Raw genomic sequence first — 22,307 nt, 5'->3', positions numbered from 1 at the left:
ATGTTATTCTTCATTTTTTGAGTGATTATCAGCATACATTAAAATTTGCCAAATATCTTCTGCTGATTCTGCTGCTCGGAGCTGTTTTAGTAAGGGTTTATCGGTTAATTGCTTAGCAATTTGCGGTAAACAGTTTTTGTATTGTTCGCAGCTATTTTCGGGAAACATAATGGCATAGATTAAGTCAATGTCTTTATGGTCTTGAGCAACATAATCAATCGCTTCTTCCAATTGTAAAAAAACCGCAATCGGTTTATCTAAAACTAAGGTTTTACAAGCGGGTAATTTTGCGTGAGGAAGTGCAACACCTTGATTTAATCCTGTTGAGCCTAGCTTTTCACGTTTAAATAAGTTAGAAAAGCAGCTGATAGGGCATATTGTTTCAACCTGCTCTTCAGATTGCTGTGAGCATTGGGATTGATTAATATGTTGTGCCACTATTTTTCCAATCAATTCTAATGCTCGTTTTTTACTGGAAACCAGCACACCGTGACGAATATTCTCAGGGCTTAAAAATTCAGTTAATTTTGTCATAATTTTCATCTAAAGATGAAATCCCCTACAAGGAAGATTTGGTTAGAGTTTGAATTGTTCGCCTAGATAAACACGTTTTACATTAGGGTTTTCAAGTACTTCTTGTGGTGTGCCGTTAGCAATCATCTCACCACTACCAACAATATAAGCACGCTCACACACATCTAGCGTTTCACGCACGTTGTGGTCAGTAATGAGAACACCTAAACCACGCTCTTTTAAATTCACAATGATTTTTTTTATGTCAATGACTGAGATTGGATCAACGCCAGCAAAGGGTTCATCTAGCAGAATAAATTTTGGGTTTGCAGCTAATGCCCTGGCAATTTCCACACGCCGACGTTCGCCCCCTGAAAGGGATTGTCCTAAGCTATTACGAATATGTTCAATATGAAATTCTGAAATCAATTCTTCGGCACGTGCTTTTCGTTCTTTATCGTTGATGTCTTTACGCACTTGGAGTACAGACATTAAATTATCATATACACTTAAGCGACGGAAAATAGACGCCTCTTGTGGAAGATAGCCAATGCCTTGTTTTGCTCGGTCGTGCATTGGTAATACGCTGATGTCTTCATCATCAATACGGATTGTGCCACGGTCGTGGCGAACTAAGCCAACCACCATATAAAAAGTGGTTGTTTTACCTGCACCGTTCGGACCAAGCAAGCCTACAATTTCACCTGATTTGACCTTAAGACTTACGTCTTTTACGACTTGGCGTTGTTTATAACTTTTCGCTAAATGTTCTGCATAAAGCACGGACATATTACTAACCTTATTTTTTCTTATTATTTTGAAGTTCATTTGGGATAAGCACGGTTTTCACACGTGATTTACCTTGACTTGTTGCTTTAAGTTGCTGTTTTTTCACATCATAGGTAATTTTATTGGCTTTAATAAAACTGCCTTGTTGTTTTAATTCAGCGTTACCGATTAAGGTTAAAAATTCAGCATTTAAGTCGTAATGAATGCGACTACCTTTTCCGTTTACAGGCGTACCGTTATCTAATGTTTGTTGGAAAGTAACGGGGGAGCCTGTGGCATCAATGGTTTCTTTTTTACCTTCTTGGCGAGTAATTTTTACATTCGCTGCCGTTACTTTTATTGATCCTTGCGTAATGACTACGTTATCGCTAAATGTCACGATATTATTTGTCATATCTAATGATTGACTGCCTGAATCAATATTAATTGGCTGTTCGGTATCACCTTTTAACGCATAAGCCGAAAAGCTACTACTTAGTAACATTGTTACTAAAATAGATTTAAACATTAATTTCATTGTTATTCCTTATTTAAAAGCAAATTATTCTTTTGTTTCTTTAATAATAGTTGGTTCAATATAGGATTTCACCTCTTTTTGTAAAGTAGCAACTTGCTGTTTTAAATTACCTTTTAGTCCAACCCCTGTTGTCGTAAAACCCGAACCGATTGATTTGACAGCACTTTCGGTAAAAATATTCTGTGTATTTAAATCAACAGTTAAGGTATCCGTTGTAATTTGTTGTAAACGTGAAGCTGGGTCTAAAGCATCTAGTTTGATATTACCTTTTAAATTTAATATTTTTTCTTTTGTAATTTCCGCATAATCGGCACTGACTTTCCACTGTTTTTGCGTAGAATCTTTAGCAAAAAGCTCAATAAAAGGTTGAGAAAATTCAGTTCGTTCGGTGGATTCATAGCGTTTAATGTTAGACGCTTGAGCAAAATATTGCGGATTGCCTTTCAAGTCATAAACGGTGGTAGATATTTTACTACCCACATACTCTGGCTGCCCTTCTTTTTTTATGAGGTGATCAAGCCCTATATTATCTTTTTCTTTCAAACTGTAATACCAACCACCTAATATGGCAACAATAATAAGCAAAATAATGGTGAAACGTATATTCATAATCTTAAAATCGGCTAAAAATAGTGCGTGATTGTAGCATAGATTTGAATAGGGATATAGTATGCTGTAAAAAGTGCAAAAAAGAGAGAAAAAATAACCGCTTGTATATATGAAAGCGGTTAAAAAAGTAAGATTTTTGGCAAATTATTTAAAGGTTGCCCAAACAGGGGAGTGGTCTGATGGTTTTTCCATTGCTCGAATGTCTAAGTCTATTCCTGTTTCTACGCAACGCTCGGCAAGTGATTTCGACGCTAAAATTAAATCAATGCGTAAGCCACGGTTATCATCAAAGCCTTTGGAACGATAATCAAACCACGAGAATTGGTTGTTTACTTCTGGATTAGCCACACGGAAAGTATCCACCAAACCATAACGGTGTAAACGATCTAACCACTCACGCTCTTCTGGTAAAAAGGAGCATTTCCCGTCGCGTAGCCAACGTTTACGATTTGGTTCTCCGATGCCAATATCTAAATCAGTTGGGCTAATGTTCATATCGCCCATAATGATAATTGGATTTTCAGGTTTGAGTTGCGTTTCTAAATAATGTTGTAAATCAGAATAGAATTTCTGCTTTGCTGGGAATTTGGTTTCGTGGCTACGATTTTCCCCTTGTGGGAAATAACCATTTAGTACGGTTAAAACACCAAAATCGGTTTCAATATCTGCCATAATCATTCGCTTTTGGGCATTTAGCTCATCAGTAGGGAAACCTTTACGTACCGCAATAGGTGCTTTTTTTGTCAGTAATGCTACGCCGTAATGCCCTTTTTGCCCGTGATGAAAAACGTGATACCCCAAATGATTAACTAAGTCGTAGGGAAAATCTTCATCGGCTACTTTGATTTCTTGTAAGCCGAGGACATCTGGTTGATGTTTTTCGATAATCGCCTCAAGTTGATGTGGGCGGGCTCGTAATCCATTAATATTAAAAGAGATAAATTTCATTCTATGTAACCTGATGTGTAAAAAATAAATGAAAATAGACCGCTTGTGAGTATGGCAAGCGGTCTTTTTTTAGCAAAATTTTGCGTATTATAACTTAAAGTGTCATTGCTGCAATCCAACCAAATACTAATAACGGAATATTAAAGTGAATAAAGGTTGGCACAACAGAATCCCAAATATGGTCGTGTTTTCCATCTGCATTTAAGCCAGATGTTGGGCCAAGTGTGGAGTCGGAAGCGGGAGAACCTGCATCACCAAGTGCAGCGGCAACGCCTATAATTGACATAGTTGCTAATGGCGAGAAACCAAAAGATATACAAAGTGGCACATAGATTGAGGTAATAATTGGCACAGTTGAAAATGATGAGCCAATACCCATTGTGATGAACAAGCCCACAACCAGCATTAAGAGTGCGGCTGTTTCTTTTGAGGAAATAATATCACGTAGGCTCTCAACGAGCATTGCTACACCACCTGTTGAATTGACGACGCCAGCAAAACCAGACGCTGCAATCATTACAAAGCTAATCATTGCCATTAAACGTAAGCCTGCTTGGAAAACATCATTGCTTTCTTTCAATTTAAATACACCGCCTAATGCAAAGATCACTAATCCGACTAATCCGCCAATAATTGTTGAATTTGTCGCTAATTGCACTGAACAGGTTGCGATAATCGCTAAAATGCTAATACCAATATGGAAAGGTTTTACACTAGCAACACGAGCTTGAATATCATCTGTAGTGGGTTCAAGCGTCTGTTCTACATACACGCGAGGTTTGCGATATGAGACAAAGAATGCAAAGAGTAAACCTAAAATCATACCCGATACAGGAATCAGCATAGCTTTTGTCATTTCTGCTGTTGTACTGACTAATTGGAATGGTTCACCTGCTTGGTTAATATTTTTAACTAAAATGCTTTCAATAAAGATTTGTCCAAAACCTGCTGGAATTAACATATAAGTTGCGGTTAAGCCAAATGTTAAAGCACAAGCGACTGCACGGCGGTCAATTTTTAACTTATTCATCACACTTAATAACGGTGGAATTAAGATAGGAATAAAGGCAATATGAATTGGAATTAAGTTTTGTGATGACATTGAAAAGGCAACTAATACAAATAGCACAATGTATTTAAACCACATTACAGAACGCCCTGATGGGCTATGCCCGAAAGATTTAATCACTTTATAAGCTAATAAATCAGTCACCCCTGATTTTGAAAGTGCGACAGCAAAAGCACCAAGAACTGCGTAGTTCATAGCTGTTTCTGCACCACCGCCTAAACCGCCAGTGAAACTTTTTATCGTTTTTTGCAGGGCATCAGCCAAGCCGACCCCTTCAATACCTAAGTTACCGATTAAGCCACAGGTAAGTGCAGAAATAATAAGCGCGATCACCACGTTAATTCTAAGCAGGCTTAGTATTAACAAGACGATAATCGAAATAAAAACCTCATTTGATAGCATTGTATTTATCCTCTATTTTTTTAAACATTAAAATGAAAAGTTATTTAATTAATACAAAAAATAACCCCTCGAAAGTGGACTTCCGAGGGGTTGAGATCGTAGTTTAGCTTATACACTTATCGGCTTCACTTGCTCGGAGTTTATCTTCCAAGCATACCAAAACGCCCGAAAGATTATTCAGGGAAGTGGCAGTGATGATGAAGTTTAATAAAACGCATAATATTCTCCGAAATTTAGTGGTAGAAATATAACTTAGTCAAAAATGAAAATCAAACTGTTTTTACAAAATTATCAAGGTATTCAATAGGCATTTTAACCGCTTGTAATCTGGTGAAGAGGACAAGCGGTGATATTTTGCGATTATTTTGCAAATATAAAATTCTGTTTGGATTATAGTAAAAAAGGCGACATTAATAATGTCGCCTTAATTTTATATTTAATGGTTATTGCCCTTTACGGATAAAATTTACTTTCTTTAATAGATGTTGAATATCTGGATCTGAGAATATTTCCTCAATATTCATAGTTAAACGTCGCCGCCAGTTAGCGTATTGTGTACTGGTGCCTGGAATATTGACAGGCTCTGTCATTCCTAACCAGTCTTCGGGCTGGAAACCGAATAAACCACTACTCACATTTGCGACATAGGTTTGCAAATTGTGAATAAACTTAGTATTAATTGCACTATTGAGTTGTTGATTAATTTCAGGATCTAGCTTAACTTGATGTTGTGCTAGGCGTTGTAATATTTTTGATTTCGCATTTATACGATCTTGTTTTAAGATTGCCAGTATTTCTGCATTTGGATATACACCAAATTTTTCGCCTAATTCAAAATCGTAACCACGCCAATAGCCATTAATTGTTGGTAAATCGTGAGTACTTAGGGTAGTCATTGCTTGATAAGGATAGTTTTTTAAATCACGACTTTGTCCTTGTTCATCAAATTCAAAGTAGAAAATTTTGTAAGATAAAATTCCTGCGTTTTTAAGCTTACTCACGATTTCTTTTGGTACAGTCCCTAAGTCTTCACCAATAATAAGACATTGATGGCGTTGGCTTTCAAGAGCAAGAATCGCAATTAAATCATCTACTGGATAACGTATATACGCCCCATTGGCTGCACTATCACCTTTAGGTATCCACCATAAACGTAATAACGACATAATATGATCAAGACGTAAAGCTCCGCAATGTTTCATATTTGCTCTTACAAGATCAATGAAAGGGCGGTATGACTGCTGTTTGAGTATATGAGGATTCATTGGCGTTAATCCCCAGTTTTGTCCTTGAGGTCCTAAAACGTCAGGCGGAGCACCAATTGAAGCTTTCAAGCAATACAGTTGTTTATCATTCCAAGTTTCTGCACCATTCGCACTGACTCCTACCGCAAGATCACGATACAGACCGATAGTCATATTTTGTTCTCGGCATATTGCATCGCATTCGGCTAGTTGCTGATCTGCAATAAATTGTAACCAAATATAAAAGTCAATATCTGCTTTATGTTCTGCTCTAAATTGTTGTACCGCTATAGAATGGTAGTCTTGGTATTCTTTTGCCCAAAAATCCCATCCCCACTGATCATTACGTTGATTAGATAAATAGTGGTGGAGAGCATCAAAAGTTGCTTGCACCTGCAGGCTTTCCCCTCCTTTTTTTATAAATTCTAAAAAGCCCTGATGAGGGCAAGCGGTTATATTTTGCTGAAATTTTGCAAAAGCAAAGCGTAGTCCTTTTAATTTTAATGGAATAATTTTTTCGTAATTGAGCCAGTCTTGGTTACGTAATTCGCATAGCTGTTGTTGTACTTCATTGGAATTGAACCAAGCTTGAGCTTCATCATTTTCCTGAAATTCAATTAATTGATTTATATTGATATAGGCAATGTTTAACCACAGTCGAGAAGATGGGCTATAAGGGCTAGCTGAGTTTGGATTAGCAGGGAAAAGAGAGTGAATCGGGTTTAAACCGATAAAATCAGCTTGATAGCCCGCAAATTTTTGAATAAATACCTTTAAATCACCAAAATCACCGATTCCCCAGTTGTGTTCTGACTTTAATGTATAAAGTTGTAGGAACGTTCCCCATAATTTTTTATGTTCAAGTAGTGGTTGAGGTTGATAACAGCGTTTAGGTGCAATAATAATTGTGCAATTAAATGTGCTATGCACCATGTTTAATTGTAAGTGATGATAGCCTAAAGGTAGATCTTTAGGCAGCGTAATACCACGAGTTTTAATTTTTCCGGCAATAACTTTTTTTGAATCTTCTAACTGTAGCTGCCAAGTTCCTGTGAGTGAGCGTTTTTTATCTACTAAATTAAAAGGTAAAAAATAGGGTTGGTTTTGATAAAATATTTTTACTGTTGGAAGTGGCGTTGTATTTGTTTGTATATTTCCGTTAAATGTTTTTAGTAATGTTGTTTTTATCTTTTTGCAAGCATATTTTTTTACGCCTCGTTCATCGAAAAAATAGGGAATTATACCTGCACGTTCGAATTGCTTGGCAGTGATTGTCATAATATTTTCTCCCAGAATATATGAAATATAAATGAAGGCGGCTTCTTATCTTAGAAGTCGCCTGAGTTGATTATCTATTTAGCCAAATACGTTGTTGATAATCTCGAATTGAACGATCTGAACTGAAAGTGCCTAAGCGAGCGGTATTTAAAATGGCACTATTTAACCACGATTCTTGGTTTAAATACGCTATACCGATTTTTTCCTGTGTTTTACGATAACTATCAAAATCAGCAAACACTAGGAATGGATCTCTTTCAAGAAGGCTATCTAACATTAATCTGAAAGTTTCTGTATCACCATGTGATGCTTTGCCTGTGGCTAAGAAATCAATTGCATTTTTCAGTATAGGGTCTTGATTATAGTATTCCTTCGGTTGGTAACCTTTAGATAATAAATCACGTACACTTTCTACTGTGTGACCGAAGATAAATATGTTTTCTTCTCCCACTATTTCAGCGATTTCTACATTAGCACCATCTAGGGTACCTACAGTTAGTGCACCGTTTAATGCAAGTTTCATATTACCTGTACCTGATGCTTCTTTTCCAGCCATAGAGATTTGTTCTGATACGTCTGTGGCAGGAATAATTTTTTCTGCTAGGCTGACTCGGTAATCAGGTAAAAATGCAACTTGTAAACGATCATTTACTTGTTTGTCGTTATTGATAATATTTGCAACGTTGTTAATTGCGTGAATAATATTTTTAGCTAAATAGTAACCTGGTGCAGCTTTACCTGAAAACAAGAATAAACGAGGTGTATAATCTTGATTTGGATTCGCTTTTAATGATTGATAAGTTGCAATTATATTTAATAAATTTAAATGCTGACGCTTATATTCGTGGAAGCGTTTAATTTGCACATCAAAAATAGCATCTGGATTTACATTTAGACCAAGTGTCTTATTTATTTCATTAGCTAAAATGATTTTATTATTATGCTTAATATTTCGATATTCTTCACGGAATCCTGCATCGTTAGTATATTTTTCTATACCATTTAGTACTTCAAGGTTGTTAGTCCAATCTTGTTTTAACGTGCGATCTAATAAATCACTTAACTGTGGGTTCGCTTGCCTAATCCATCGACGAGGAGTGATGCCATTGGTAACATTACAGAATTTTGTTGGAAATAATTGATGGTATTCAGGAAATAAGTCTGTAACCAATAAGTCTGAGTGAATTTTTGCTACACCATTGACACGGAAGCAAGTTACTACACAGAGGTTAGCCATACGCACACGATAATCAAAAAGTATAGCAAGCTTTTTCCATATTTGGGCATCTTCGCCAAATTTTGAGCTAACTTGATCATGGAAAATAGCATTAATCTTTTCTACAATTTGATAATGGCGAGGTAATAATTGTTCGAATAGGTGTTGATCCCATTGCTCTAGTGCTTCTGGTAATAAAGTATGGTTAGTGTAAGCAAATGTGTTAGAGCAAATATTCCAAGCTTGATCCCAAGTGAAGCTATATTCATCTAATAACACTCGCATTAATTCAGGAATAGCAAGAGTTGGGTGAGTATCGTTAAGCTGAATAACTTGATATTTAGCTAAATCCGCTAGCGGATAACCTTCCGTAAGGTGGCGATCTAAAATGTCTGCAATAGAACAAGCACAGTGGAAATATTGCTGCATTAGACGTAATTTTTGCCCTGCTTCGTGGTTATCGTTCGGATAAAGTACTTGAGTGAGGGCTGCCGCATTAACAATTGTTTTATCTGCAGTTAAGAATTCACCATCATTAAATGCATCAAAATCGAAAGACTGATCGCTATCTGCTTGCCATAACCGTAATGGTTGAATGATGTTATTTTTATATCCTACAATAGGTAAATCAAAGGCTTTGCCCTGGATAGAGAGTGTGGGTATCCATTCGTATTTATCAGCTTGAATATGTTTGATTTTTCCACCAAAACTAATATTGCGAGTTTTAGACGGATTAAAATGATGCCAAGGATAATGATCTCGGTTCCAAGTGTCTGGAGACTCTTTTTGCACACCATCTTTAAAGCTTTGCTTAAATAGGCCATATTGATAATGAAGGCCGTAACCTGTTGCATTTTGACCCAATGTTGCCATAGAGTCTAAAAAACAAGCAGCAAGGCGTCCTAATCCACCATTTCCAAGAGCAGGATCACGTTCTTGTTCTAAAACATCTACTAATTCAACCTGATATTGTTTAAGATAGTCACTAATTTGTTCATAGTAGCCTAAATTCATTAAATTATTGCCAGTTAGACGACCAATTAAAAATTCCATAGATAGGTAGTTGACATGACGAGACTCAGTTGGCTTAGTGGCAGGTTGGCTGTAAATAAGCTCAAGAGATCCTTCCGCAACAATTTGATACCATTGTTGCAAGGTAAAGTTTTTGGGATCTGTTACATCAAAATAACGACAGTATTTTTTTACAATAGACTTAAATGGCATGGGATGCTCCTAGTAAATAAAGGTTGATTGTTGTCATTATGTGAGATCTGAATAAAATCAAATCATCCTTGTAATCATCTTATGTGGTATGATTTTTAAGAAGTAGTTAGAACTCAAAAGGAGGATATATCATCCTCATTTTGTTATGTGAGAAGATTGGATTTATTATGTTAATACCATCAAAACTTGTTAGCTCTTTTAGATTACAAAATAGTATTCCCCGAAAACGCTTACTTCAAGAATTAGATAAATCATTTAGCTATCCAGTTGTATTAATTAATGCACCTGCTGGTTATGGTAAAACCACATTAGTATCTCAGTGGATTGAAGGTAAAAAGAATATTGGTTGGTATACCTTAGATGAAGGTGATAATAATCCTGAGCGTTTTGCATCTTATTTTAGTGCAGCACTGCATTCAGCGATTAATACAGAGATAGATATTAGATTGGAGGAAAACCGTAAAGCTAACTTGTTAGCTTTATTTAACCAGTTATTGATTACATCGGGAAAGTTTTCTGAGCATTTTTATCTCGTTATTGATGATTATCACGTTATTGAAAATGATGAAATCCATGAGGCATTAAAGTATTGGATTAAACACCAACCAGCTAATATGACTTTAATTCTTATTTCTCGTTCTATTCCTCCTTTAAGTATTGCAAGCTTGAGAGTTCAGGAACAGCTATTGGAAATTGATATTAATCAGCTTATGTTTGATCATCGAGAAAGTACAGAATTTTTACAAACAAGATTAGGTTCTGAGTTAAAACAGCAGGATATTATTAAATTATGTAATGAAGTTGAAGGATGGCCAACAGCATTTCAATTAATTAGCTTGTTTGCTAAGAATAAATCACAATCTTTCAATGTTCCATTACAAGATATTGCTAAACGATTATCTAAGTCGAATAATTTTCATATAAATGAATATTTAGCAGAAGAAGTATTAAATAAAGTAGATGATGATACACGTTTATTTATTTTACGTTGTTCTGTATTACATTCAATGAATGAGTCCTTAGTACAAGCAGTTACTGGTGAACAATACAGTAGAGTAAAGTTAGAGAACCTTGAAAAACAAGGAATGTTTTTACAACAAATGGCAAATAGTAAATGGCAAAATATTGATGACAATTGGTGGAAATTTCATCCTCTTTTTGCTTCTTTTCTCAATTTATGTTGTAAACACGAGCTATATGATGAATTACCTTTATTACATCGAAAAGCTGCACTGGCGTGGTTAAAATTAGGATATGTAACGGAAGCCTTATACCACGCAATGCAACTGTCGGATACGAAATTATTGCTAGATATTTTAGAAGAGCATGCTTGGGCAGTATTCCATCAAGGGGAGCTAAAACTATTAGAAGAGAGTTTGCATTGCCTCGATTACACACATTTAACAGAGCATACCAATCTTGTACTATTAAAAGCTTGGTTAGTGCAAAGCCAACATCGTCATATAGAGGTTGGTGGAATTTTGTCTGCTTTTTCTCAGGCATTAACTGAAAACAAAATCGAATTAAGTAAAACTGCAAATGCGGAATTCAATGTATTGAGAGCTCAGGTTGCGATAAATTCTGGAGATGAAAATACGGCACTCCAATTAGCATCAGAAGCATTGAATGATCTCTCTGAAAGTGCTTATTATGCGCATATCGTGGCGACTTCTATTATTGGAGAGGCTCATCATTGTCAGGGTAATCTTTCAGAAGCGTTAGGAATGTTGCAGAAAGCAGAACGAATGGCTAGACAGCATCATACTTATCACAATATTTTATGGGCGCAACTTCAACAATCAGAAATTTTACTTGCTCAAGGATTTTCACAAGCAGCTTATGAGATGCTAGATAAAGCGAGTGAATTTGTTAAAGAAAATCATTTACAAAAAGTGCCAATGTATGAATTCTTACTGCGTTCAAAGGGTAAAATTTTATGGGAATGGTATAATCTTGATAAAGCAGAATCTATGGCTACTGCTGGTATGAAAGCATTATCCAAGTTTGAAGATAAATTACAATCTTTAACATTATTGACCAAGATTTCTTTAGCAAGAGGTAATTTAGATAATACTTCTCGTTTATTAGAAGAAGTTGAGCAATTAGAACATTCTCATTCTTATCATCATGATTGGATCGCTAATGCTGATCAGGTAAGAATATTTTATTGGCAAATGACCAATGATATTTCTGCTGCGAGAAATTGGTTGATTCAAAATCCCTTCCCTGCTTCTAATAGAAATCATTTTACTCAAGTACAATGGCGTAATATCGTAAGGGCTCGGATAATACTTGAGGAGTATGCTGATGCTAAAGATATTTTGGATAATTTAATTGAAACTGCTGAAAAATTTTCTCTCGTTAGCGATTTGAATCGCGCATTAATTTTGCGTAATAGGCTTTATTTTTTACAGGGAGAGAAAGAATTAGCACAGAATGATTTAATTCAAGCACTAAAATTAACTAGACAAACTAATTTTATTAGTGCTTTCGTCATTGAGGGCGATGTAATGGCACAGCAAATTCGCCATTTATTACAATTAAATGTATTAGATGAATTAGTGTTGCATAAAGCACAGTTTATTTTACGAAATATTAATCAATTTTATCGTCATAAATTTGCTCATTTTGATGAGGCTTTTGTCAATCAGTTATTAAAAAATCCTAAAGTGCCTGAACTACTGAAAATTAGCCCGCTTACTCAACGTGAATGGCAAGTTTTAGGGCTGATTTATTCAGGTTATAGCAATGAACAGATTTCAGATGAACTACAAGTTGCCGCTACAACGATTAAAACTCATATTAGAAATCTATATCAAAAAATAGGCGTTACTAATCGTAATGAAGCGATTAGTTATACGAAAGAGCTACTAATGTTGATGGGGTACAATTAAAATATAGTGATGTTTATAAACGCTTTTCAAGAGAGACAAGCGGTCATTTTTAGACAAAATTTTGCAGACCAAAGCTGGTCTGCAAAAAGAATACCTATATTTATTTAGCCTTTTACGCCACCAGCGGTTAATCCACCGACTAACCAGCGTTGTGCGAGTAAGAAGACGAATGTAATTGGTATAGCAGATAATACCGCAGCTGCAGCAAAGTCTCCCCATAAATAGTTTTGTGGGTATAGATATTGCTGCATACCAACAGCTAACGTATAGCTGTTTACATCACGTAATAATAAAGAGGCAACGGGTACTTCAGTAATCGCTGCAATAAATGAAAGAATGAATACAACGGCTAAAATAGGCACGGAAAGTGGTAATAAAATTAGACGGAATGCCTGCCATGGTGTTGCACCATCAAGAGAGGCGGCTTCTTCTAATGAGCCATCAATTGTTTCAAAGTACCCCTTAATTGTCCAAACGTGTAATGCAATACCGCCTAGATAAGCAAAGATGACACCACCGTGAGTATTTAAACCTAAAAATGGTACATATTGTCCGAGTCTATCGAATAAAGCATATAAAGCCACTAAAGAAAGTACTGCTGGGAACATTTGAAAAATGAGCATTCCTTGTAAGATGGTTTTTTTGCCTTTGAATTTCATTCGAGCAAAAGCATAAGCACAGGTCGTAGATAAGGTAACTATACCGATAGAGGTAATAGTTGCGATTTTAATTGAGTTCCAAAGCCAACGTAATACAGGAAATGGAGGGGGAGTAACAGTGCCATCCGCGTGTGTTACATCAAAACCTAAGGCGGCTTGCCAGTGTTCCCATGAAATTTGGCTTGGTATAATATCCCCAAGGGCAAGATTGCCAGGGCGTAAAGAAATGCCAATGACCATTAATAGCGGAAAAATAATCAGGGCGATAAAAGAAATCAAAATTAAATGAGTTGCCCACACCCGATAACGTGCAGATTTAGATTGAACAATTGCCATATATACTCCTTTCAATTTATGCAAGGTTAAGGATCATAATCACTTAAGACCTTTTTATAATTCCATCTTAGTTGCTTTAATATTTAATAGTGCAAGACCACCTACTAATAAGAATATAATGGTTGCAATGGCTGCAGCTAAGCCAAAATCTTGAGTTCCACTACCTTCAAATGCAATTCGATAAGTATAACTGACTAATAAGTCAGTATAACCAGCGGGGGTCGTTGTTCCAATCATATCTGGGCGACCATTTGTTAATAATTGAATTAATACAAAGTTGTTAAAATTAAATGCGAATGAAGCAATCATTAGCGGAGTGAGGGGTTTTAACAATAATGGAAACGTAATTTTACTAAAGTTTTGCCAAGTTGATGCTCCATCCATTGCTGATGCCTCGTATAAATCCGCTGGAATAGCTTTTAATAAGCCCATACATAAAATCATCATATACGGATAACCTAACCAAGTATTAACGATAAGAATCATTACTTTGGCAAGAAACGGATCGTTAAACCACTCTGGGCTGATACCAAATAATTGATTTAAGATCATATTGATTTCACCAAAACTTTGGTTAAATAAGCCTTTAAAAATAAGAATAGAAATAAATGAAGGAACTGCATACGGTAAAATTAATAGTAACCGATATATTGCTTTACCTTTGAGTGCTTCCCATTGTACTAAACAGGCGAGTATCATACCCAGAATTACAGTAAAAACTACAGTTAATAAAGAGAATACAACTGTCCAAATAAAGATCTGCACAAACGGTTTTTGGATTCCTTCATCGGTGAAAATTTTAACGAAGTTATTGAAGCCTGATCCTACTGTATAACCAGGTTCCAGTGTCTCATTTAACCAGTTTCCGTTAGCATCAATTTCTTGAAAGAAACCTGTTTCATCATTTGCTTGATAGAGTTTACCGGTTTCATTATTTAATAGAGTTTTACTCTCTTCGTTGAATTGATAACGTGGTTTTTGTTCTGAAAATTGACGTAATGAACTCATTGTCAACTCATTATTGTTCGGCAGAATGATTGTCATTGACTGAAGTGCAGAACGATTTTGTGTAATTGTTTTGAGTGGAGCAGTATTTCCAACTGGGGCTAATTGTTCTGTTACCGCAATGCGATTGCCTGTAGTTAATACAATACTCTCTGAAACAAAAACTTGTTCTGTAGATGGATTAGTTAATGAGATTTTATATTTGTTATTTGGTTGGGAATAAAGAGAAAAATTGTATTTCTCTCCAGAAAAATAGTGTTGTTCCGTGAGTACAGAAACTGCACGCTCAAAGGCTAATTGATTAGAGCCACTATAGTTAGTAAAAGCAATTGCAATGGTAGCAACTAGAGGGAATAAGATAAAAATGACCATTCCCGTAATACCTGGATAAACATAACGCCAAGCATAAGTATTTCTACTACTGAAAATGTAAACGCCAGAGGTAAGAAGGATAAGAGTTAAAATAGCAAAAAGATATTCACCTTGTGAGTACATTAATACAACAAGATAGAAGTCAAGCAATAATACTAATCCTGCTGATAAATATTTTAGCCAATTAGTTGATTTAGATTGGGATTGAGCGAGCATAAGAACACCTCGAAATTTTTACTGCACTTAGGGGTGAATATGAAAATAGAGTGGGTAGTTAAAACCCACTCCAAATTTTGAAAGATTATTATTGTTTTTGAATACGAGAATGCGCATCATCTAACGCTTCTTTTACAGATTGACGACCTGTTACAGCATTATTGATTGCAGCTTTTTCAGCATACCAGAAAGCAGACATCTGTGGAATATTTGGCATAATTTCACCATTTTTCGCATTTTCCATGGTTGCTGTGATACGAGGATCTGCTGCTAGTTTTTCTTGATAAGATTTTAATGCAACAGCACCTAAAGGCTTATCTTTATTTACAGTATCTAAACCATCATCTGTAAGTAGATAATTTTCTAAGAACTCCTTAGCTAAGTCTTTATTAGGGCTAGAGCTATTTATTCCCGCACTTAATACCCCTACAAATGGTTTAGAGGCTTGACCATTTAATGTTGGCAACACTGCTACGCCGTATTTAATACCACTTTTATTAATGTTGCCCCAAGACCAAGGACCATTAATAGTTAATGCTGTTTGACCTTTATTGAATGAGGCTTCAGCAACCGCGTAATCCATATCTGCACTAATATGTTTGTTTTTGACCATGTCAACAACAAATTGTAGTGCTTTTACTGCTCCTTCATTATTTACACCAACATCCTTCACGTCATATTTACCATTAGCAAATTTAAACGCATAGGCTCCATTTGAAGCCGCAACTGGCCAAGTGAAGTATGGTTCTGATAAATTCCACATAATCGCATTTTTGCCATCTTTTTTGAGTTTTTTATCTAACTCAATAATTTCTTCCCAAGATTTTGGAGCCTCTTTTACTAAGTCTTTATTATAAATTAACGAAATAGCCTCAATTGCAACTGGATAGCCAATGATTTTTCCATTATAGGTTTCGGCATCCCAAGAAAAATCAACAAACTTGTCTTTGAATTCTTTGCTTACATTAACTTCAGCTAATAAGCCTGATTGTGCATATCCACCAAAGCGGTCGTGTGCCCAAAACATAATATCAGGACCATCGCCAGTTGAAGCCACTTGTGCAAACTTTTCTTCCATTTTATCTGGATGTTCCACTAAGACGGAAACACCAGTATCCTTTTCAAATTTTTTACCAACTTCAGCTAGCCCATTATAACCTTTATCACCATTAATCCAGATGACGAGCTTGCCTTCAGTCATTTTGGCCATAACAGTGCCAGAAAGAACTAAGCTTGCAAGTGTAGCTAAAGTAAATTTGATACATTTGTTTTTCATAAAAAACTCCTTGTGATTAAATGATAGAAATAGATATTTACTATCTACCTCTTAGGTTATAGCAAATTATCAACTATTCATTCTATTTGAGATCATCCCTAATTCTACGCCCCTTTGTCTAAAAGTATGAATTAAGCAACACTTTTTCTAATTTTGTGATCGAATTCACAAAAAGAAGGTAAAAAAATGAGATATTGATCACAAAATTTATAAGAATTTTTAAAATAGGAACCTTAGGAATAAAGTAAATAGCATGATGTGTCTAATCCTAAAAAAAATTGTTCTAGGATGATTTCTTCTTTAGGTAAAAACGTGACTATTCTGCTAAATTCAAACCACAAACAAAAAACAATATAAGAGGTTTAATTATGGCAAGTGTATTATTACGCAAGGTGGGCAAATCTTACGGTGATATTCATATTTCTAAAGATATTAATTTAGAAATTAATGAAGGAGAATTTGTTGTTTTTGTTGGTCCGTCAGGGTGCGGAAAATCGACTTTATTGCGTATGATTGCAGGCCTTGAAGATATTACGACTGGCCAACTCTATATTGGCGATAAATTAATGAATGATATAGAGCCTTCGAAGAGAGGAATTGGTATGGTTTTCCAATCTTATGCACTTTATCCTCATTTAGATGTTGCAGAGAATATGTCATTTGGCTTGAAATTAGCTGGCATAAATAAAGTAGAGCGTGATCAGCGTGTAAAGCAAGTTGCAGAAATTTTACAACTTGCTCATTTACTAGATAGAAAACCTAAAGCGCTTTCAGGTGGGCAGCGTCAACGTGTAGCTATTGGTAGAACGTTAGTGTCACAACCAGAAGTCTTTTTATTAGATGAACCTCTTTCTAATCTTGATGCAGCTTTGCGTGTACAAATGCGAGTTGAGATCTCTAAATTACATAAAAAGTTAAATCGTACAATGATTTATGTAACTCATGATCAGGTAGAGGCTATGACTTTAGCGGATAAAATTGTGGTATTAAATGCAGGTGGTATTGCTCAGGTTGGCAAACCATTAGAACTTTATCATTATCCTGCTAATCGCTTTGTTGCTGGTTTTATTGGGTCACCTAAAATGAATTTCTTACCCGTGAAGGTAATAGATGTAGAAGCTGAAAGAGTAAAAATTGAGCTGCCCGATGCAAATCATCACAACTTTTGGATACCCGTTTCTGGTGAGGGGGTAAATACTGGAGATAATTTATCTTTAGGTATTCGCCCAGAACATTTATTGCCATCCGAGCAAGCTCAAGTAACCTTACACGGTATTGTGCAAGTAGTAGAATTGCTCGGTAATGAAACTCAAGTCCACCTTGAAATACCAGAAATTAAACAGCCAACCTTGATTTATCGTCAAAATGATGTGCTATTAGTTAATGAAGGCGATGAAATGAATATTGGCATCGTTCCAGAGCGTTGTCATTTGTTTAAAGAAGATGGAACAGCTTGCAAACGTTTATTTGTAGAAAAAGGAATATAAAAGATTTTATTTACTGATTTTAAGGGGTATCTCCTCAAGTAATCATTAACCTAAGTTAGACTACATATTAAGAGAGGTTCTATTATGAAAAAAACAGTCCTAGCAGTTGCAATCAGTGGTGCAATGTTCGCAGCCAGTGCATCAGCGGTTGATTTCCACGGATATGCACGTTCAGGTATCGGTTGGACATCGGGGGGGGGGGAGCAATCCGCATTCACGGTAAATGGTGGTGGTTCAAAATACCGTTTAGGTAACGAATCTGATACCTATGCAGAATTGAAATTAGGTCAGGAATTATTCAAAAGTGGTGAGAAATCTATCTACTTTGATACAAACCTTGCTTACGGCGGTACGCTTCACAACAACGATTGGACAGAAACCAGCCCGGCATTACGTGAATTAAACGTACAATTCAAAAACTTTGCGGATAGCTTACCGGGTGCAACCTTATGGGCTGGTAAACGTTTTTACCAACGCCACGATGTTCATATGAACGACTTCTACTATTGGGATATTTCAGGTCCGGGTGCTGGGGTTGAAAATGTTGATTTAGGCTTCGGAAAACTCTCTTTAGCGGTAACTCGTGATACAGAGAAAGACGGTGCATTCTCTTATTACTATGACTATGCTAAAAAAGCGTATGTAAATAACCGCGATGCGAAAAAAGAAGTATATAACGATATTTTTGATGTTCGCTTAGCAGGTATTGAACTTTGGAAAGACGGCTCATTAGAGTTAGGCTTTGATTATGGCAATGCTCATACTAAAGATGGTACTAAACTCAATAATGAAAAAGCGACCAAAAACGGTTATATGGTAACAGCGGAATACACTCAAGGTAACTTCTTTGGTGGTTTCAATAAATTTACTGCACAATATGCAACCGACTCTATGACTTCTTGGAATAATGGGCACGCACAGGGTTCGAAAGCAGATAATAAAGGTAATATGCTTCGTTTAATCAACCAAGGGGTAGTACAAGCGAGTGATAAAGTTGAAGTAATGTATGCCTTAATCTACGAAAAAACAAAACTAGATAATAAAAAAGGTAAAACTTGGTACTCTGCAGGTATCCGTCCAATGTACAAATGGAACGATACAATGAGTACATTATTAGAAGTTGGTTATGATCGCATTAAAGATCAAGCAACAGGCAAGAAAAATGACTTGGTAAAATACACCGTTGCACAACAATGGCAGGCTGGTAATAGCATTTGGGCTCGTCCAGCAATCCGTGTATTTGGTACTTATGCACATTGGAATGACAAATTTAAAACTAAAGATCGTACTGATGCTGGCTACAAAGCCAAAGACGGCGAGTTTATCACAGGCGTTCAATTTGAAGCTTGGTGGTAATCATTAAAGATATGGTGGGTGGGGAATTGACCTACCCACTCTTCCATCACTTTATCATTTTTCACAATTTTTAGAGGTTAATATGAAAAAAACGCTTCTTTCAACAGCAATTTTATTTGCTAATTTATTTGTTGTTTCGCCAAGTATGGCAAATAGCACAGCAGTTAAGCCTATTCATATTAATTCGTCTGAGTTAGCTCAAATTCAATGGCAAGATATACCATTTTCACAGACGGTAAAAACAAATTTAACAGCAAGCAAAAAGCAAGCATTTACGGCTTCTTTTGCTGGTATTGCAAGTCCAGTTGCAGCTTATCGTATTCCAGCGAATCAAGGAACATTAGAGATTGAAATTGAAAGTCCTGTAATGGATCGAAATGTTTTTGTACCAACAGCGGTTGTATTAGATAGTAATTTTAATGTGGCGGCAACGTATTCATCTTCTGAATTTAAGTTATTGGAGGAACGTGGCTTAAAGGGTAATCGCTTAGGTGCAAAGCTCAATTTAACGCCAGCAAGCAATCAAGAATACATTTATCTGCTTATCTATACGACACAACAAGATTTAGACAAAACAACGATGATGCCACATCCTGCAAAAGTATATGCTAAGGCGACAGGAAAGCAACCACCAGCGATTAGTGATATTGAAGTTGCTCATAGTTTGAATGGTCAAATTCACATTAATGTATTAGGTTCAAATGGCACTAAATTTATCGGTTTACCAACAGATATTTTTAGTTTAAATTCCAATAAAGTGGCAACACCAGTAGGTCAAAGCAGACAGAACTCAGTAAAAGAGAATTCAAATGCAATAAACGCAGCAGTAGATAAAGATACGGAAGCCTATTTTAATCAGGCGGTAATGAAAGCGATTAAAGCGAAAGATATTAACAGAGCGATGAATTTAGTTAATGAGGCGGAAAAATTAGGTCTCACCTCGCCACGCCAAATTTTCCTAAAAAATGTAAGTTCAAATTAATTCACTCATTGTTTTTTTCATAGACATTTCCTTGTCATCGAATAGATGGTTCTTCTCCATCAACACCCTATCAGGATAATCTGATAGGGTGCTTTTTTAGGGAAAATTTGCAAAGTTTCCTGAAAATTTGACCGCTTGAAGCTTAGTTTACTGCTTTAAATTGAATCACGCCAGCATCGGTAAAATTATTGTCATCATCTTCATCTAAGAAAGTTTTCGGTTCGATTTTGATGTTATCAAAAGCTGTGTCGCCTTCCACACCTTCGATTATTTGACCGTGTTTAATCCCTTTGAAATCGAATAAATTCGGATCGCATAAGTGTGATGGCACAATATCTTGTAAGGCACTAAACATTGTTTCTAAACGCCCAGGATATTGGCGATCCCAGGTGTTTAACATCTCTTTTACTACTTGGCGTTGTAGGTTAGGTTGAGAGCCGCACAAGTTACACGGAATAATTGGAAACTGCTTTGCTTCTGCATATTTAATAATATCTTTCTCTTTACAATAAGCCAGTGGGCGAATCACAATTTGCTTTCCATCATCAGAAATTAGTTTTGGCGGCATACTTTTCATTTTGCCTCCGTAGAACATATTTAAGAAAAGGGTTGCTAGCATATCATCACGATGGTGTCCTAGTGCGATTTTAGTTGCACCCAATTCAGTTGCGGTACGGTATAAAATGCCACGGCGTAGTCGAGAGCAGAGCGAGCAAGTGGTTTTGCCTTCAGGAATTTTTTCTTTTACGATACCGTAAGTGTTCTCTTCTACGATCTTATATTCCACCCCAATGCTTTGTAAGTAGCGAGGCAGTATTTCTTCAGGAAAGCCTGGCTGTTTTTGGTCTAAATTAACCGCCACTATGCTGAAATTCACTGGGGCACTTTGTTGAAGGTTAAGCAAAATATCAAGTAGCGTGTAGCTGTCTTTTCCGCCTGAAAGGCAAACCATCACACGATCGCCCTCTTCAATCATACCAAAATCAGCAATGGCATTACCCACGTTGCGGCGTAAACGCTTTTGCAACTTATTGAAATTATAAGTGATTTTTTTCTCAGCTTTTTGTTGAATATCGTCTGTCATAATGTTTTTAATAGCCTGATAAAGCAGCGTATAGTAAAGATTTCGCTACATTTTGCAAGTTAATTGTTGAGTTTAAGGGTAGCAATATAGTTGCAACTGACATCATCATTCATCCAAAATTTTTCGGTTAATGGATTGAAATGATAACCTTTGATTTCTTGACAACTTAAATCTGCTTGATCGCACCACGTTAAGAGTTCCGCAGGTTTGATAAATTTCTCAAATTCGTGGGTGCCTTTTGGTAACATTTTTAGTACATATTCTGCCCCAATAATCACCAACATATAGGCTTTGAAGGTACGGTTGATAGTGGATAAAAATAATACACCATCAGGTTTAAGTAAGGATTTACAGCTTTGAATAACCGACAGTGGATCAGGAACGTGTTCGAGCATTTCCATACAGGTGATGACATCGAATTTATCCGTTGGATTTAACGAAGAACAAGCGGTCGTTTTTTGCAAAAAATCTTCAATTGTAGTTTGTTGATAATCGATTGCTAAATCACTTTGTTTGGCGTGCTGTTTCGCTATTTCAAGCGGCTGTGAGGTCATATCAATGCCAGTGACAATTGCCCCTTGTTTTGCCATCGCTTCACTTAAAATGCCACCACCGCAACCAACGTCTAATACTTTTTTGCCGAATAAACCGTTCGATTTTTCTAAAATATAGGACAAACGTAGTGGATTGAGCAGGTGAATAGGCTTGAAACTGCCGTTCGGATCCCACCAAGTTTGTGCCATTTTTTCAAATTTTGTAATTTCGTGTTGATCGACATTTTCCATAAGTTGGTTCCTGTGGTAAATTTAGGCGTTACTATAACGCATTTAA

17 protein-coding genes and 1 other annotated feature are annotated in these 22,307 nt (G+C 36.2%); of the genes, 4 read left to right on the top strand and 13 right to left on the bottom strand.

Annotated features, from left to right (window positions below; genetic code table 11):
* Nucleotides 1-3 precede the first annotated feature (3 nt).
* The 8 genes from GM698_RS01640 to malP all read right to left on the bottom strand — a co-directional run bounded on the left by GM698_RS01640 (nt 4) and on the right by malP (nt 9,809).
* Nucleotides 4-534, bottom strand: coding sequence for a PTS sugar transporter subunit IIA (locus tag GM698_RS01640; RefSeq protein ID WP_176812372.1), 531 nt, complete (start codon nt 532-534; stop codon nt 4-6).
* Nucleotides 535-576: 42 nt separating this feature from the next.
* Entirely contained in the window at nt 577-1,302 is a 726-nt protein-coding gene (gene lptB, locus GM698_RS01635; RefSeq protein ID WP_176808087.1) for an LPS export ABC transporter ATP-binding protein, read from the bottom strand.
* Nucleotides 1,303-1,312: 10 nt separating this feature from the next.
* On the bottom strand, nt 1,313-1,819 hold the full coding sequence (lptA, locus tag GM698_RS01630) for a lipopolysaccharide transport periplasmic protein LptA (RefSeq protein WP_159629341.1): 507 nt from the start codon (nt 1,817-1,819) through the stop codon (nt 1,313-1,315).
* Nucleotides 1,820-1,843: 24 nt separating this feature from the next.
* Nucleotides 1,844-2,428, bottom strand: coding sequence for an LPS export ABC transporter periplasmic protein LptC (gene lptC / locus GM698_RS01625; RefSeq protein WP_176808088.1), 585 nt, complete (start codon nt 2,426-2,428; stop codon nt 1,844-1,846).
* A 144-nt stretch (nt 2,429-2,572) separates the two neighbouring features.
* Entirely contained in the window at nt 2,573-3,376 is an 804-nt protein-coding gene (gene xthA, locus GM698_RS01620) for an exodeoxyribonuclease III (RefSeq protein WP_176812374.1), read from the bottom strand.
* Between the two features lie 94 nt (nt 3,377-3,470).
* A complete protein-coding gene (locus tag GM698_RS01615; RefSeq protein WP_176809755.1) occupies nt 3,471-4,847 on the bottom strand; it encodes a Na+/H+ antiporter family protein in 1,377 nt (458 codons plus the stop codon).
* A gap of 56 nt (nt 4,848-4,903) precedes the next feature.
* Nucleotides 4,904-5,045: a sequence feature (His leader region), on the bottom strand.
* A gap of 245 nt (nt 5,046-5,290) precedes the next feature.
* A complete protein-coding gene (malQ, locus tag GM698_RS01610) occupies nt 5,291-7,369 on the bottom strand; it encodes a 4-alpha-glucanotransferase (protein WP_209289556.1) in 2,079 nt (692 codons plus the stop codon).
* 70 nt (nt 7,370-7,439) lie between these two features.
* Nucleotides 7,440-9,809, bottom strand: coding sequence for a maltodextrin phosphorylase (malP, locus tag GM698_RS01605; protein ID WP_209289555.1), 2,370 nt, complete (start codon nt 9,807-9,809; stop codon nt 7,440-7,442).
* Nucleotides 9,810-9,976: 167 nt separating this feature from the next.
* Here malP and malT point away from each other — a divergent pair, with 167 nt between their 5' ends.
* On the top strand, nt 9,977-12,703 hold the full coding sequence (gene malT, locus GM698_RS01600; RefSeq protein WP_176808093.1) for an HTH-type transcriptional regulator MalT: 2,727 nt from the start codon (nt 9,977-9,979) through the stop codon (nt 12,701-12,703).
* Nucleotides 12,704-12,807: 104 nt separating this feature from the next.
* Here malT and malG read toward each other — a convergent pair whose 3' ends face one another.
* From malG to malE, 3 genes are all read right to left on the bottom strand, one after another.
* Nucleotides 12,808-13,698, bottom strand: coding sequence for a maltose ABC transporter permease MalG (gene malG, locus GM698_RS01595; protein WP_176808094.1), 891 nt, complete (start codon nt 13,696-13,698; stop codon nt 12,808-12,810).
* A 54-nt stretch (nt 13,699-13,752) separates the two neighbouring features.
* A complete protein-coding gene (gene malF, locus GM698_RS01590) occupies nt 13,753-15,291 on the bottom strand; it encodes a maltose ABC transporter permease MalF (protein WP_176809759.1) in 1,539 nt (512 codons plus the stop codon).
* An 88-nt stretch (nt 15,292-15,379) separates the two neighbouring features.
* The gene (gene malE / locus GM698_RS01585) at nt 15,380-16,567 is read right to left on the bottom strand and encodes a maltose/maltodextrin ABC transporter substrate-binding protein MalE (protein ID WP_176808096.1); all 1,188 of its coding nucleotides are present in this window, start codon (nt 16,565-16,567) and stop codon (nt 15,380-15,382) included.
* Between the two features lie 368 nt (nt 16,568-16,935).
* On the opposite strand from malE, the gene malK reads away from it, so the two are divergent.
* The 3 genes from malK to malM all read left to right on the top strand — a co-directional run bounded on the left by malK (nt 16,936) and on the right by malM (nt 20,392).
* On the top strand, nt 16,936-18,054 hold the full coding sequence (gene malK, locus GM698_RS01580; protein WP_176808097.1) for a maltose/maltodextrin ABC transporter ATP-binding protein MalK: 1,119 nt from the start codon (nt 16,936-16,938) through the stop codon (nt 18,052-18,054).
* A gap of 84 nt (nt 18,055-18,138) precedes the next feature.
* Nucleotides 18,139-19,410 (top strand): maltoporin, encoded by a 1,272-nt coding sequence (locus GM698_RS01575; RefSeq protein WP_209289554.1) that lies wholly within the window; start codon nt 18,139-18,141, stop codon nt 19,408-19,410.
* A gap of 82 nt (nt 19,411-19,492) precedes the next feature.
* A complete protein-coding gene (gene malM / locus GM698_RS01570) occupies nt 19,493-20,392 on the top strand; it encodes a maltose operon protein MalM (protein WP_176812376.1) in 900 nt (299 codons plus the stop codon).
* A 142-nt stretch (nt 20,393-20,534) separates the two neighbouring features.
* Here the strand turns inward: malM and ttcA are convergent, their stop codons facing one another.
* Both ttcA and ubiG read right to left on the bottom strand, forming a co-directional pair.
* Nucleotides 20,535-21,476 (bottom strand): tRNA 2-thiocytidine(32) synthetase TtcA, encoded by a 942-nt coding sequence (gene ttcA / locus GM698_RS01565; protein ID WP_176808100.1) that lies wholly within the window; start codon nt 21,474-21,476, stop codon nt 20,535-20,537.
* A 59-nt stretch (nt 21,477-21,535) separates the two neighbouring features.
* Complete coding sequence (ubiG, locus tag GM698_RS01560) at nt 21,536-22,261, bottom strand: bifunctional 2-polyprenyl-6-hydroxyphenol methylase/3-demethylubiquinol 3-O-methyltransferase UbiG (RefSeq protein ID WP_209289553.1); 726 nt, start codon at nt 22,259-22,261, stop codon at nt 21,536-21,538.
* Nucleotides 22,262-22,307: the final 46 nt, after the last annotated feature.

Source organism: Mannheimia sp. ZY171111 (assembly GCF_017750945.1).
GTDB lineage: Bacteria > Pseudomonadota > Gammaproteobacteria > Enterobacterales > Pasteurellaceae > Mannheimia > Mannheimia pernigra.
The sequence above is the reverse complement of the archived record's forward strand: the minus strand, read 5'-3'. Positions and strand labels throughout refer to the sequence as shown.